The 14,441-nt window shown below is 72.3% G+C and carries 13 protein-coding genes; 8 read left to right on the forward strand and 5 right to left on the reverse strand.

Annotation, left to right across the window (positions count from 1 at the left end; genetic code table 11):
• Positions 1-39: 39 nt before the first annotated feature.
• On the reverse strand, positions 40-834 hold the full coding sequence (locus ACZ4S3_RS34985) for a VOC family protein (protein WP_467941870.1): 795 nt from the start codon (positions 832-834) through the stop codon (positions 40-42).
• A 285-nt stretch (positions 835-1,119) separates the two neighbouring features.
• Here ACZ4S3_RS34985 and ACZ4S3_RS34990 point away from each other — a divergent pair, with 285 nt between their 5' ends.
• From ACZ4S3_RS34990 to ACZ4S3_RS35005, 4 genes are all read left to right on the forward strand, one after another.
• On the forward strand, positions 1,120-3,528 hold the full coding sequence (locus ACZ4S3_RS34990; RefSeq protein ID WP_467941872.1) for a SpoIIE family protein phosphatase: 2,409 nt from the start codon (positions 1,120-1,122) through the stop codon (positions 3,526-3,528).
• Between the two features lie 110 nt (positions 3,529-3,638).
• Positions 3,639-3,830: a hypothetical protein gene (locus ACZ4S3_RS34995; protein WP_467941874.1), complete on the forward strand. Its 192-nt coding sequence runs from the start codon at positions 3,639-3,641 to the stop codon at positions 3,828-3,830.
• Positions 3,831-3,965: 135 nt separating this feature from the next.
• The gene (locus ACZ4S3_RS35000; protein ID WP_467941876.1) at positions 3,966-4,472 is read left to right on the forward strand and encodes a DinB family protein; all 507 of its coding nucleotides are present in this window, start codon (positions 3,966-3,968) and stop codon (positions 4,470-4,472) included.
• A gap of 564 nt (positions 4,473-5,036) precedes the next feature.
• Complete coding sequence (locus ACZ4S3_RS35005; protein WP_467941878.1) at positions 5,037-5,312, forward strand: hypothetical protein; 276 nt, start codon at positions 5,037-5,039, stop codon at positions 5,310-5,312.
• 96 nt (positions 5,313-5,408) lie between these two features.
• On the opposite strand, the gene ACZ4S3_RS35010 is transcribed toward ACZ4S3_RS35005, so the two are convergent.
• Positions 5,409-6,425: a helix-turn-helix domain-containing protein gene (locus ACZ4S3_RS35010; protein WP_467941880.1), complete on the reverse strand. Its 1,017-nt coding sequence runs from the start codon at positions 6,423-6,425 to the stop codon at positions 5,409-5,411.
• 68 nt (positions 6,426-6,493) lie between these two features.
• Positions 6,494-7,498 (reverse strand): alpha/beta hydrolase, encoded by a 1,005-nt coding sequence (locus ACZ4S3_RS35015; RefSeq protein WP_467941882.1) that lies wholly within the window; start codon positions 7,496-7,498, stop codon positions 6,494-6,496.
• A 1,006-nt stretch (positions 7,499-8,504) separates the two neighbouring features.
• On the opposite strand from ACZ4S3_RS35015, the gene ACZ4S3_RS35020 reads away from it, so the two are divergent.
• Positions 8,505-9,044 (forward strand): winged helix-turn-helix domain-containing protein, encoded by a 540-nt coding sequence (locus ACZ4S3_RS35020; RefSeq protein ID WP_467941884.1) that lies wholly within the window; start codon positions 8,505-8,507, stop codon positions 9,042-9,044.
• 136 nt (positions 9,045-9,180) lie between these two features.
• On the opposite strand, the gene ACZ4S3_RS35025 is transcribed toward ACZ4S3_RS35020, so the two are convergent.
• Positions 9,181-9,360 (reverse strand): hypothetical protein, encoded by a 180-nt coding sequence (locus tag ACZ4S3_RS35025; RefSeq protein WP_467941886.1) that lies wholly within the window; start codon positions 9,358-9,360, stop codon positions 9,181-9,183.
• Positions 9,361-9,611: 251 nt separating this feature from the next.
• Complete coding sequence (locus ACZ4S3_RS35030; protein ID WP_467941887.1) at positions 9,612-11,315, reverse strand: hydrogenase maturation protein; 1,704 nt, start codon at positions 11,313-11,315, stop codon at positions 9,612-9,614.
• A 318-nt stretch (positions 11,316-11,633) separates the two neighbouring features.
• Between ACZ4S3_RS35030 and ACZ4S3_RS35035 the strand changes: the two genes are divergently transcribed.
• From ACZ4S3_RS35035 to ACZ4S3_RS35045, 3 genes are all read left to right on the forward strand, one after another.
• Positions 11,634-12,086, forward strand: a complete 453-nt coding sequence (locus ACZ4S3_RS35035) for a hypothetical protein (RefSeq protein ID WP_467941889.1) — start codon at positions 11,634-11,636, stop codon at positions 12,084-12,086.
• An 88-nt stretch (positions 12,087-12,174) separates the two neighbouring features.
• Entirely contained in the window at positions 12,175-12,777 is a 603-nt protein-coding gene (locus ACZ4S3_RS35040; RefSeq protein WP_467941891.1) for a carbonic anhydrase, read from the forward strand.
• A 14-nt stretch (positions 12,778-12,791) separates the two neighbouring features.
• Positions 12,792-14,249, forward strand: a complete 1,458-nt coding sequence (locus ACZ4S3_RS35045; RefSeq protein WP_467941893.1) for a SulP family inorganic anion transporter — start codon at positions 12,792-12,794, stop codon at positions 14,247-14,249.
• Positions 14,250-14,441: the final 192 nt, after the last annotated feature.

Genomic DNA, 14,441 nt, shown 5'->3' on the forward strand with positions numbered 1-14,441 from the left:
ACTCCCCCAAGGGTGTGGAGAGTTGTCCGGTCCCGCCGGTTACGAGGCCGTGACGGTGAACAGGCCGCCGTCGGGGTCACGGATGACGGACTGGACCCCGTTGCCGTCCGGGCTCGGGGCGATGGGGGTGGCGGTGCCGCCCGCGGCCACCGCCGCCGCCGTCACCGCCTCGATGTCGCGGACCGGGAAGTAGACATGCCATCGGGGGCGCACCCGCGGATCCGGGGCGGCCTCGACGGCGCCGCCGCGCAGCGCGGCGACCATGTGCGTGCCGTCGCTCACGATCACCTGATCGTCTTCGTAGGTCACCTCGCAGCCGCCCGGCTCGCCGGAGGCCCAGTCGAAGACTTCCGCGTAGAAGATGGCGGCGTCGAAGGCGTCACGGGTGCGCAGTTCCAGGCAGACCGGGGCGCTGCCGTGCCCCACCGACCAGGCCATGGTCTGGCCCTCCCAGAAGCCGAAGGTGGCGCCGTCGCGGTCGGCGGCGAGGGCGGCGCGTCCGGGGCCGATTTTGAGCGGTCCGACGGCGACCGTTGCGCCGCGTTCGCGGATGCGGGCCGCGGTGCCGTCCGCGTCGGTCACCGCGAAGTACGAGGTCCAGGCCACCGCTATCTGGTAGCTGGGGGCGAGCGCCCCGATGCCGGCGACCGGCTCCCCGTCGGACACCGCGACGGAGAACTCCTCGCCCAGGCTGGCCGGCCGGAAGCGCCAGCCGAGTACCGCCGAGTAGAACTCCTGCGCGGCCTTGAGATCACGGGCCATCAGGCTGACCCAGCACGGAGCGCCACGCACGGGAACGATGGGGGCTCGGGGGGACAGGGTTTGGGGGGACATAAAAATCTGCCTCCTCGTGCTCACCGCCCTTCTCCCACTGTGCCAGCGACCCGCAGCGGCGGCGACCGCGAGGCCGATACCCCCACCCGGCCCAACCACCAACGGCCCCCGCCCCGGCCCGCCACGCCGCGGGGTGCCAGAGCGGTAGCGCCGAACCTCTACCCCACCCGGCCCAACCACCAACGGCCCCCGCCCCGGCCGGCCACGTCGCGGGGTGCCAGAGCGGTTGTGCCCGTCTTGATCAGGCTCGATGCTGTAGGTACTTAACCGGGCTGGGTTGATGCCATGAACACATGGAATGCGGTCGAGAGCGCCGACTTCCGTGGTCCCCTCGACGTCACCAGGGCGGCCACAGCGGTGCTCGACGCCCGCAACCTGGTCATCGGGTGGAGCCCGACGGCCGAGCGGCTGTTCGGGTATCCGGCGGACGCCATCATCGGGCGCCCTCTGGAGACCCTGCTGCCGTCCGTGGGGAAGGGTGCCTCCGGGGAATCGCCGCTGGCCCAGATGATCGGCAGCGTGGCCCGTACGGCACGGCACCGTGACGGCCGGCTGCTGTCGGTGGCAACCTCGATCTGCCCGCTGGCCGCTACCGGCGGCGATGCCGGTGGAGCGCCCGCCCGGGTCCTCGTGGCGGCCGAGCTGGACGGCCTGCGGGAGTGGGAGGTGCGGCAGGCCATGCTGCACGGGCTGGCCACCCAGTCGCCGCTGGGCCTGGCGATCTACGACATCGACCTGCGGCTGAGCTGGTTCAACGCCACGTACGGGCGGGAGATCGGGCTGCCGCTGCGGGACTTCCTCGGCAAGCGGGCCGATGAGCTGTATCCGCGGGGTGAGTTCGTCACGGAGGGGTATCCGAGCTCCACCCACGCGGTGATGGGACGCGTCCTGGACACCGGCGAGCCGATCCTCGATGTGCACTTCGTCGGGGAGCTGCCCACCGATCCGGGGACCGACCATGTGTGGTCCTGCTCCTACTACCGCCTTCAGGACGCCGACGGCCGGGTGCTGGGGGTGTGCGAGGACGCCTTCGACATCACCGAGCGCTATCGGGCCCAGCGCCGGCTGAACCTCCTGGTGGACGCGGGCGCCCGGATCGGCACCACCCTCGACATGACCCGCACCGCCCGGGAGATCGCCGAGGTGGCGGTGCCGACATTCGCCGCCGCGGTCACCGTCGACCTGGTGCAGGCGGTGCTGGAGGGCGATGAGCCGGCGCCCGGCGTCGGGCTGCCCCCGCTCGTACGGGTCGTGGCGCGGTCGGACGGCGAGACGACGGGCGGGGAGCCCGGCAGCGCGCACCGCATCGTCTATCCGCCGGGCTCGCCGCAGTACCGCAGCCTGTCCTCCGGCGGCATGGTGCTGGTGGACAGCACCATGGTGGTGCCGCTGCGCGCCGGCGGCAGACCGCTGGGCCTGGTCACCTTCGTCCGCGGCGAGCATCCGTCCGTCTTCGACAGCGGCGAGATCGAGCTGGCCGACGAGCTGGTCACCCGTACCGCGGTCTGTCTGGACAACGCCCGCCGCTACGCCCGCGAGCACTCCGCCGCCCTCACCCTCCAGCGCAATCTGCTGCCGCAGCATCTGGCCCCGCAGTCCGCGACCGATCTGGCCTACCGCTACCTGCCCAGTGACAACCAGGCCGGGGTGGGCGGCGACTGGTTCGATGTCATCGGGCTGTCCGGGAGCCGGGTCGGGCTGGTGGTGGGGGATGTGGTGGGCCATGGCCTGCAGGCGGCGGCCACGATGGGGCGGATGCGGACGACGGTGCGGGCGCTGGCCCAGCTGGATCTGTCCCCCGACGAGCTGCTGAGCCGGCTGGACGACCTGGTGGGGCAGACGGCGGACGACCGGAGCAGCACGCCGGGCACCGACACGGACGACGATGTGGCCACCGGGGTGACCTGCCTCTACGCCATCTACGACCCGGTGTCGCGGCGCTGCACCATGGCGCGGGCCGGGCATCTGCCGCCGGCGATCGTCGATCCCCAGGGTGTGCTGTCCTTCCCGGATCTGCCGGCGGGGCCGCCGCTGGGGCTGGGGGGCCTGCCGTTCGAGTCGCTGGAGACCGAGCTGCCCGTGGGCAGTCTGCTGGCGCTGTTCACCGACGGTCTGGTCGAGGGGCGCGACCGGGACATCGAGGCGGGGCTGGAGGCCTTGGGCCAGGTGCTGGTCGACCACCGGAGACCGCTGGACGAGCTGTGCGACCGGGTGGTGGCCGAGCTGTTGCCCACCGGCACGGCGACGGACGACTCGGCGCTGCTGCTGGTGCGGACCCGCGAGCTGGACGCGGGGCAGGTCGCGGCCTGGGAGCTGCCCGCCGAGCCGGAGGCGGTGGGCCGGGCCCGCGAGCTGGCCACCGGGCAGCTGCGGGACTGGGGCCTGGAGGAGCTGTCGTACGCCACCGAGCTCGCGGTCAGCGAGCTGGTCACCAATGCCGTGCGGCACGCGTCCGGGCCGCTGCATCTGCGGCTGCTGCGCGATCTGACGCTGCTCACCGAGGTCTCGGACACCGGTCACACCTCGCCCCACCTGCGGCACAGCGCGAGCGACGACGAGGGCGGGCGCGGGCTGTTCATCGTCGCGCAGCTGGTCCAGCGCTGGGGGACGCGCTACACGCCGTACGGCAAGACGATCTGGACCGAGCAGGCTTTCCCGCCGCACTATCCGGGGGCGCCGCGCCCGGTCGGCTGAGGCCTCTCCGGCGCCCGCGCGCGGTACGCCGTGCGGGTGGCCGCAGGCGGACCGATGATGGAGTCAAGCATCCGCCCTGGGACTCGGCGGGCGCGGAACAAGGAGGACCTGTGACGAGCAATGGCAGTCAGAGCGCGGCCGAGCACCGGCCGACGGAGCTGTACACGGGTGGCGAGCGGCCCTTCGACCCGGAGGACCTGGTGAAGGCGTCCGGCCGGGAGCCGACGCCCTCGAGCCTGGAGTGGGCGAGGCGGCTGATCGACGAGGAAGGCGCCGCCGCCATCGAGCGGTATCTACCGTGACGTCCTGATCATCCTGACCGTCCTGCCGCGGTGGGGCGGGGCCGTACGGCCGCCGCGCGGGCCGCGGCGGCGGGAGTGGCGGGTGCCACTGCCGGCTGCTGTTCGAGGCGAAGGCCACCGGACTACTGTGGGCCGATGACCATCGAACGCATCGATCCGCCGCGGTTCGCAGGTGAGCGGGAGACGCTCCGCGCCTACCTCGACTTCCACCGCGCGACGCTCGCCATGAAGATTGACGGTCTCGGCGACGAGGAGCTGCGGCGGTGCTCCATGCCGCCGTCCACGCTCTCACTGCTCGGCCTGGTGCGGCATATGGCGGAGGTGGAGCGCGCCTGGTTCCGGCGGGTGATCAATGCCGAGGACGTGCCGCTCGTGTGGTCGGCCGAGGGCGACTTCCAGGTGGCGTACGACGCGCGTACGGCCACCCGTACGGAAGCGTTCGACGCCTGGCAGACCGAGGTGGAGCACGCCCGGCGGATCGAGCGGGCTGCGGAGTCCCTCGAGGTGAGGGGCTATCAGGCCCGGTGGGGCGAGGATGTCTCGCTGCGGATGGTGATGCTGCACATGATTCATGAGTACGCCCGGCACAACGGCCATGCGGACTTCCTGCGCGAGGGAATCGACGGGGTGGTGGGCGCCTAGGGCCTGTCGTTTGGATCAGGTCGGATCAGGGAGCGGGGTCTGGTGCGTGCAGCTGCAAGGCGGAGGATTGAGGCAACGCGGAGCGTTGCTGATTGACGACAACGCCGCAGATGCGCGTGCCAGACCCCGCGAGCCCGACCTGATCCAAACGACAGGCCCTAGGGCGACAGGCCCTAGGTGTAGTGACCACGAGTGTGGTCAACCGCCGCCCGGCCTGATCGCGGCGGAGCCGGGCGGCTCCGCAGGTGAGGGCCGGCCACACGGCGGGGCATATGCCCCGCCGTGTGGCCGGGCGTATGCGGGGAGCAGGTGTTTGACCGCCCGGGGGCGCCGTGCCTACGCTCGGAAGTGACGTCTGATTGAGATTGCAACAACGACGTCACTGCAGGTCGATGACGTTCAATGTCGATGACGTTCAACAGCGCTGGTCGGAGTCCCGCCCATTCGCCCCCGCCCGGTGCGCCGGGGCCTCGTGCGTTCCCGGTGCACTGCGGTGAGGCCAGGAGAACTCCACATAGATTCGCCGATGAATCGGCAACGCATCAACCCCGAGAGGGGACGATCATGCGCGCGAAGACCAGGACCCACCGTATAGCGGCAGCACTGTGCGCAGTGCCCTTCCTTGTACTGGCCGGGGCCGGCGCCGCAAGCGCGGCTCCCGCCGCCGCACCGGCAGCCGCACCTTCCCACGCCGCCACCCATGGATGGGGCTGCAACGATGACTGGGGCCGGGGCTCGGACTGCTACGACGGCGGTTACGGCTATGGCGGCTTCCACCACGACGACTACGGATTCGGCTACGGCGACTACGGATTCGCCGTTCTTGTCTACGTCGGCTGATCATCCGGGCCACGCGGCTCCCGAAATCCACCTACCGAAGGGGACCTGCCCTCACGGGCCGGTCCCCTGCCGCGCGCGTTGCGGAGCCCTCCGGGCTCACCCGGGCGGGTTGCGATGCAACCGCCCCAGCGCCAGGGCGAGTTGCAGGCGCAGCCGCCCGTGCGGGGTGTGCACCGGCCAGCCGAGCCGGTGTTCGGCCTGGGTGAGGCGGCTCTGCAGGGTCGAGTGGTGCACGTTCAGCGCGGTGGCGGCGGCGCGCAGGCTGACGCTCACGGAGACGGTGTACAAGGTGGCCGCCGCCCAGGGTGCCACCGCGGCGGCGCGGGTCAGGGCGCGGACGTCGGGGTGCGGTTCGGTGCCGGGGCCGACGGTGGTCGCCAGCAGGGCCAGGCCGCCGAGGTCGTCGGCGTACACCGTCCTGGGGCCGGGGTCCCGCTCGGTGCCCTCGGCAGTGAACCGCAGGGCGGTGCGTGCGGCCGCATAGGAGGCGGGCAGGTCGAGCGGGGGTACGGCGGGGCCGATGCCCGCCCGGCGGCCGCCATCGGGCCGCCGTCCGCCCTCCGCGGGTACCGCCTCGATCTCGGGCGGGCCGCCGGCCGGTGCGATGGCGCGGGCCGGCGCCGCATTCCGCAGGCCCAGGCGGCCGGCCGCCTGCCACCGGGCGTGCTCGGGGGCGCCGGCGTCCAGCAGCACCTCCACGGACGCGGGGTCGGTGACCGGCCCCGGAGCCGCGAACCGGCCGCGGGTGCGGTCCAGGACGACGCCGGCGGCGACCGCGGCCCGCTCCAGCACCATGGCCTGGACCCCGTCGGGCGGGCCGTGCCGCTCCAGCCATACGGCCGCCGCGCCGCCCGCCGCCGCGGGTTCGGTCCGCAGCCACTGCAGGTCGACCGGCCCTCCGCCACCGCGCCGCCCGCCGGCCTCGACCCGGATGTGCAGTCCGCGGTCGTCGTCCACCAGCCGGGCGGGCACGCCGGACAGCACGGCCGCGCCGCGCACCACCGCCTCCAGGCCCGCACGCTCCTCGACCAGCCGGTCGAAGTACGCGATCACGTCCAGTGCGCTGCGCACATCGGCACCGTACGCGGCCAGTTTCCCCGCCAGATCCTTCACGCCCGCAATCCTGCTGTCTCCCGCGGCGGCTGCCAACTCGCTTCCGGCGGGCGGGTTCGGGGCAACGGTCAGTTCGCGAGCAGCCTGCGCAGCCAGTGCAGCGGTGCCGCCGCGGCATCCTGAGACAGCGCGGCCTGCGGCGCGAAGCCCGTGAACCCGTGGAACCCACCGGGCCACACATGGAGTTCGGCCCGGCCCCCGGCCTGCCACAGCCGGGTGGCGTAGGCGATGTCCTCGTCCCGGAAGGTCTCGGCCGAGCCGACGTCGATGAATGCCGGCGGCAGCCCCGACAGGTCCTCGGCGCGGGCGGGCGCGGCGTACGGCGAGACATCCGGGCCGCCCCGCGCGTCCCCCAGCAGGGCGGTCCAGCCAGTGTTGTTGGCCGTACGGTCCCAGACGCCGAGACCCGCCATCTGGTGGCTGGAGGGTGTGTCGTTCCGGTCATCGAGCATCGGGCAGAGCAGCAGCTGGCCGGCGAGCGCCGGGCCGCCCCGGTCGCGTGCCATCAGGGCGACGGCCGCGGCGAGACCGCCGCCGGCGCTGGCGCCCGCGAGCACGATCCGGCCGGGGTCGACGCCGATCTCGGCGGCGTGGGCGGCCGTCCAGAGCAGACCCGCGTAGCAGTCCTCCACCGGCGCGGGATGCGGGTGCTCGGGGGCGAGCCGGTATTCGACCGACACCACGACCGTACGCAGTTCCCGCGCCAGCGCCAGAAAGCCCAGGGAGCCGCTGCGGCGCTCCCCGACGATCATGCCGCCGCCGTGCATCACGTACAGGGCGGGCAGCGGCGCCCGCTCCCCGGCCGGACGCAGGATGAGCAGCGAGATGTCCGGCGCGCCCTGCGGCCCCGGCACCGTGCGGTCCTCGATCTCGAAGGCGCCGCCCAGGCTCAAGGTCTCGTCCGAGGGCAGTTCCATGAGGGGCGACTGGCGCAGTGTGGGGATCATGTCGGGCAGCAGGGCGCTCGGCAGGTCCTTTCCTATGACCTCGAGGGAGGCCGCCAGCTCGGGGTCGAACGGCGGCGGCGGCCCGACGGGCACGGACTGCGCGTCGGCGGGCGGGGTTTCGGTCATCGGTTCTCCTACGTGATCTTTCCCGGGGCGTGACCTCTCGGCATCGCCATACATCGAGCCGCGTCCAGGACGCCCTCGTGGTCAACTGCGACCATCCTGCCGTGGAACGGCCGCCCGGAGGCCACGCCACATGGCGGAGATGGCCCGCCGGGCGGCGGGTGCCGCGAGGACGACCGGAGCCCGGCCGGGGTGCCGCGCGCGATCGCCGGTGCCGGCACCGCACCGCACCTCACGGGCCTGGGCATGCACCGGCCCGGCCGCCGCACCCTGACCGAATACGGCTACGCCTATGCTGATTTCAGGCGGGCCGGACGGTAGCGCTGCCGGCTCCCCCCGTCTGCGCCCGTCGCGACGCGGTGCGCCGCCACCGGGCCGGGCGGGCGGGCGGGCGGCGCCGAGCCGATCATGACGCCTTTCGCCCCCCGTTCATCCCTCAACTATTCGTAAATGTCGGCCAATTCAGGACGATTTTTCAGCCATGCCGATCGGCGACTTTCCGAAGGTCCATGGCGGGACAGGGTGCCGTTTCGGCCACCCCCCGCACCCGAGCGCGTCACTTTCCCCGCGCTCCGAATGCGCTCCTGATGCATTCCTGACACGTTCCTGATGTGTTTGCCTAACCATCATGTCCCGTACACCAAAAAGACACTCCTCAGCGCTATCTGACGGTCCGCCAGATCAGCGTGAAAACGACTAAAGACCTACCGTGATTAGCGGACGCTACTTTCCGGAAGCATGTGATCACATGTAGCGTTCGACTGGACCTGAGCCGTGGCTTCGCACCACGTCACGGCTGAACTACGGGCCTGGGCGCGCGCACGCTTCCGGCACGGATGGAGCTATAGCCCCGCTGACCACAACCGCACCACAAGTGCCGGTTGGCCAACCCGCATCGGGACCGCGTCGCGCTCGTCCCGCAGTACCTCCGCACACCGAACGTCGAGCACCGCCATGTCTCTGTCCGTACACGCCTGCTTTGCAAGAGGAATGGGCCCAGATCATGTTTATGAACTCCTCGACGACCCTTGTCTCACGACCAGAGTCAGAGTTCGGCCTCCCGGCCGACGCCGACCCCGACGACGGGCCTCCCCTGGCGGTCGACCGGCTTCCCGACGGCAAGTGGCAACTCACCCTGCACGACCTCGAACCCGTATCAGTTCACCGACTCCCGGACGAGGTGCACATCATCTTGGCGCCCTCCTGCGAGGAACCACCCCGCCCCACCTCTGCGAATACGCCCGCGCACCATACGGTGACACCACCGGACCCGATACAGATCGATACCGCCGCCCGCACCGTATCCATCGAGGGGCGCCAACTAAGCCTCCCCCGGCTGGAATTCGACCTGCTCGCCCATCTCGTGCTGCACCCACAGCGCGCCTTCACCCGGCAGCAGCTGATGGACGCCCTCTGGCCCACCTGCCAGTCCAGCGCCCGCACCGTCGATGTCCACATCGCCCGCCTGCGCCGACGCCTGGGGCCGAGCCGACGCGACTCGATCAGCACCGTGTTCGGCATCGGTTACAAGTACCTGCCCACCCCGTAGACGGCGGGTTCTGTCACCAGCAGAGTCGTTCTTCGGCCTTACCCGGCCTCCTGCACCGGCGCCCCCCGTACGCCGGTGCAGGAGCCGGGCATGGCCTCTCCCTCTCGTCGTCTTCTTCTCCTCGTCTCTCCTCGTCTCACTCGAGGGCATGCACCGCCGCGGCGAAGGCCGACGGCATCCTGGCCGCCGCCGGGACGATCAGCCCAGCGGTGGCCGCGCGACCGCCCAGCCGGACCAGCGCCTCGGTCAGCAGCCGGTGCCGCCGCGACAGCCGCCGCCACTCCCGCTCGTACGCCTGCGGCCGGCCGTGCCGCAACGGACCAGCCCCCCCGCACGGCACCGGCCGACGGCCCGTCCAGCAGCGCGGCCAGGCGAAGGAATCCGGCCAGATGGGCATCGAAACTGCGCCGTGTCGTACTGAGGACGGCGACCCCGGTCAACTCGTCGCCGACCGGGGTGACATGGACCTCGGCCCGCGGCGCCGTTCGTCGGGGCGGTCGTCGTCGCGGCGGTCGATGTCGCGTTGCTGCTGCGGCCGGGCGTGGCCATCGGCTGAGCGGGCGCCGGTCAGGTCGCCGGGTGCGGGGCGGGTTCCTTGCGTACGAAGGCGCGCCGCAGCGCGTGGTAGGGCTGGTTCGGGCCGAAGAAGTTGGTGTGCATCCGGGCCAGTTCGTCGGACCGGTAGGCGGCGAGCGGCCGGTGTGCCTCGTCCCGTTCCCGGTTGGCCTTCTTGGCGGCGATCCGCGCCCCGCAGGCGGGCGCCGCGGCCAGCCGGGCGGCCAGCTGCGCGGTCTGTGCGGCGAAGTCCTGCGGGGCGCAGTCGAGGAGCCGGTCCACCAGTCCCAGGCGCTGCCCCGTGGCGGCGGTGATCGGCAGCGCCCGCTCCATGAGCCGCGCGGCCGCCTCGAGGCCTGCCCGGCCGGGCAGGGTGTAGGTCCAGAACTCGGATCCGTACAGGCCCATCAGCCGGTAGTGGGGGTTGAGCACCACGGCCGAGCGGCACCAGACCTCGTCGGCGGCGAGCGCCAGCATCACCCCGCCGGCCGCGGCGTTGCCGCCGAGCGCCGCGACCACCAGCCGGTCGGTCGTCGTCAGGACGGCGTGTACGAGGTCGTCCATGGCGTTGATGTTGGCCCAGGACTCCTCGGCGGGATCCGGGGCGGCCTCGATGACGTTGAGGTGGATGCCGTTGGAGAAGAAGTCCCGGCAGCCGCCGAGGACCAGCACGGAGGTCGGCCGGGAGCAGGCGTGCCGGTAGGCGGCGAGCAGGCGCCGGCAGTGGTCGGTGCTCATCGCCCCGCCGGGGAAAGAGAAGCGCAGGAATCCGGCGGCGCCGTCCTCGCGGTAGCGGATATCGGCCCAGGTGCGCGAGCCGGCCGCCTGGTCACGGGGGCCCGCGCCCGGCTCCGGCGGTGCCGGGATCTCGGGTACGGACGGCAGCCGGCCGCCCAGGGCCAGGGTCGCGGGCAGCTTGAACGTGGCCGGCTGCCCCGGGGTGCGCGGCGCCCGCAGTTCCGGGATCCACACCGCGCCGTCGACGGTTGCCCGGCAGATGGCTCCGCAACAGGTGGCGATCACGGTGCCCGGCTCGCCCTTCAGCGTGTCCTCGGGGTGGCCGCCGTGCAGAAACCAGGTCGCGCCGAGCAGTTCATCGCGTACCCCCGGCTGCGAGTCGGCGGCGCGCAGGGTGCGTACGACGGTCTCGGCCGGGTCCGTACGCCAGTCGATGCGGCGGTCGTCCTGGCGCAGGGGCGGCCGGGGACGGCCCGGTTTCCCGGTGGCGGGGATCGAGTCCTGCGGCCGCGGGCGGCAGTCGCCGGCGGCGAACCGCTCGACCGCGGTGCGGACCGCCGCGACCGCCGCATCCGCGATCTCGTTGCGGTACAGATCGCTCTTGCCGACGCCCGGGACGGGGCAGGTGGCGTCGGCCCATACGTCCCCCGCGTCCATCTCGTCATTGGCCTGCAGGACCGTGACGCCCCAGCGGTCCGCGCCCAGGTGCACCGCCCAGTCCACGGACGACGGCCCGCGGTCCCCGACGGGCCCGGGGTGCACGATCAGGCAGGTGTACGCGGACCACACCTCCCGGGGAACGGCCGTCTTGAGCATCGGCGCGACGATCAGATCCGGGGCGTGGCGGCGCACGGTCGCAAGGAGTGGCGTCTGCCGGGTGACCAGCTCCACGCGCACGTGGTGTCCGCCGTCGGTGAGTTCGGCGAAGACGCGCTGCGTCAGGCTGTTGAACGCGCCGGCGATGAGCAGAATGCGCACGGCAGACTCCCCTGGGGCTGATACCGATGAGCCGATGACTGGTCGCGATCGTTCCGCAGGAGGTGGGATCCGGCCGCCGGACCCGCTCGGCGGGTCATCCGATCGGTCGCCGCCGGGCGGCGCAATGACCTGCGGCGCTTTGCCTTTGACGGACATCAACTTGGCGATTACTTTACTTTCAGATACCCGGGAGGCGTACCCGACGACCGCGCACCCGCGGCGACGCATCAGAGAAACATGGCGCCATTTCCCGTTATCACGTTGGAAACCTGAATGGTGCACTATGAGGGCACGCAGGGCCGATACAGGGGGGCGAGGATGCGGAAGGGAACCGGCATACCCAGCACCACCGGCATAGCCGACGTGCCCGTCCGGTCGCTCCGCCGCCTCTGCCGTATCCCTCTCACCCTCTTCATCGCCGTCCTCGCGTTCTTCCTGGCCGGTGCGGCCGCCGCGCCCGATACGCCGACGCCCGCACTGCCGGCCGCCGTAGCACTCAAGTCCGCCGGTACCGCCCCGGTCATCTGCGACGGTGACACCGGTGAGGGCGGCACCGAATTCGACGCCGGGCACGGCCAGCCGCGCCGCGCCGTGCGGACCTCGACCGGCGTTCCGCATCTGACGGGACGACCGCTCCCGCCGTGCCGCACCGACCCGACCTCCGCGCCGGCCCTCGCCTCCGGTCCCCCGACGGGCTGGGGGCCGACCCGGGCCGCCGCCGCGTCCAGACCCCTCCAACTCCCGGTACTGCACAGCGTCTTCCGCTGCTGAGCGAGCCGTGGTGGCCTGCCCCACCACTCGAGCGCCGCACGTTCACGCCACCCCACGGTGGCATCACTCATCAGCAGGAGACCTCCTCATGGAGACCTTCATCCAGCATGCCCGCGGCCGGACGGCCCGGATCGCCGAACGGAGCGAGGAGCGGGAGGCCTACGGCCGGCTCGCCGACGGACAGTCCCCCCTCGCCCTGTTCATCACCTGTTCCGACTCCCGGGTCGTCCCGTCCCTGATCACCGGGGCCCGGCCCGGCGAACTCTTCGAACTCCGCACGGCCGGAAATGCCGTGCCCGTCCACCAGGAGGGGATGACGGCCAGTTCGGAGGCCGCCACCATCGAGTACGCGATGCGTGTCCTGGCCGTCTCCGACATCGTGGTCTGCGGTCACTCGCACTGCGGAGCGGTCGGCGCGAAGGCCCGCGGCGAGGACCTGGCCGGGGCGCCCGCCGTACGGGACTGGCTGGTGCAGCAGCTGTCCGACGAGCTGCCCGGTGACGCCGAGCCGACGGTCACCGCCGCGGTTCAACAGCATGTCCGGGAACAGCTCGACCGGCTGCGTGGATACCCCTGCGTACAGGAGCGCCTGGCAGCCGGCGAGGTCACCCTGCACGGCTGGTTCTACGAGGTGCACACCGGCTCGGTATCCGCCTATCAGCCCGCCGCCGACTCCTTCCTCCCCCTGTGAAGGCGGGCCGTCACATGCTGAAGCAACTCACCTCATACCGGGCGGACTTCACCGCCTCCATCGTCGTCTTCCTGGTGGCCGTTCCGCTGTGTGTCGGGGTGGCGGTCGCCTCCGGCGTACCGGCCGAGCTGGGGCTGGTCACCGGGATCGTCGGCGGGCTGCTCACCGGTCTGCTGCCGGGCAGCAGCCTCCAGGTCAGCGGCCCGGCCGCCGGGCTGACCGTGCTGGTCTTCGAAGCGGTCAAGACCTACGGCATCGGGGCGCTCGGCGCGCTGGTGCTGGCGGCCGGTGTGCTGCAACTGGCCATGGGGGCGCTCAAGCTCGGGCGCTGGTTCCGGGCCATCTCGGTCGCCGTGGTCCAGGGCATGCTCGCCGGTATCGGCCTGGTCCTGATCGCCGGCCAGCTCTATGCCCTCACGGATGCCAAGGCACCGGGCAGCGGCTTGGCCAACGTCGGCGGGCTGCCCGGCCTGGTCACCGCCACCGCCGGGTCGGGCCCCGCGCTGACCGCCCTCGCCATCGGTGCCACCACCGTCGCCGTCCTGGTGCTGTGGCCCCGCTGGCGGCGCGCCGCGCGGATCCTGCCGGCGCCGCTGGCCGCCGTCGCCCTCGCCACCACCGCGGTGTGGGCGCTGGATCTGCCGGTCGCCCGGGTACGGGTCAGCGGGCTGCTGGACGCGATTCAGCCTCCCGGCCTGGCCGACCTCGGCCGGCTCACCGAGGCCGGGGTGCTCGGTACGGTCCTCGCGTTCACGCTGATCGCGTCGGCGGAGTCGCTGTTCAGCGCCGCCGCGGTGGACCGGCTGCACGACGGGGCGCGTACGGACTACGACAAGGAGCTGATGGCGCAGGGCGCCGGCAACGCGGTGTGCGGGGTGCTCGGCGCGCTGCCGATGACCGCGGTGATCGTCCGCAGTGCCGCCAATGTCCAGGCGGGGGCCCGCACCAAGGTCTCCCGCGTACTGCACGGCGTCTGGCTGCTGCTCTTCGCGGCGGCCTTCCCGGCGGCGCTGGGAGTGGTGCCGGTGGCCGCGCTGGCCGGCGTACTCGTGCATGCGGGCTGGAAGCTGATCCCGCTGCGCGATCTGCGCCCCCTGTGGCGCGAACACCGCGGCGAGGCCGTCGTTTTGCTGGTCACCGCGCTCGCCATCGTCACGGTGAACATGTTCGAGGGCGTTCTCATCGGGCTGCTGATGGCGGTCGCCAAGACCGCCTGGGAGACCTCTCACGTCCATCTCGAGACCGACGTTCCGGATGACGGCGGACCCGTCGTGGTACGGGCCGTGGGCAACGCCACGTTCCTGCGGCTGCCCAAGCTCCTCGACCAGCTGGAGGCGCTCCCCGCGGACCGGGACATCGAGCTCGATCTCAGCGGTCTGCGTCATCTCGACCACGCGTGCGGCGCGGCGCTGACGAACTGGGCCGAGCAGCACCGCCGTAGCCGCGAGCGGTCGGCCGAGCTCGTCTCCTGACACCGCTCCGGCCTGACGCTACGTCAGCCTCCTGGCGCGCCGGCCCCGCATGGTGCCGGCGGGCCGGGAGGCTCCGGACGTTCACTCGCGCGGGCCGCGGCGTCGCGCGCCCGCGGGAAGGGGGCGGCGGGGGCCGACACGGCGGCGCGGCGGGGATGATTGCGCCGCTCGCGGTTGTTGCGCGAAGGTCAT

The sequence above is a fragment of the Streptomyces sp. NPDC028368 genome, from assembly GCF_055565615.1.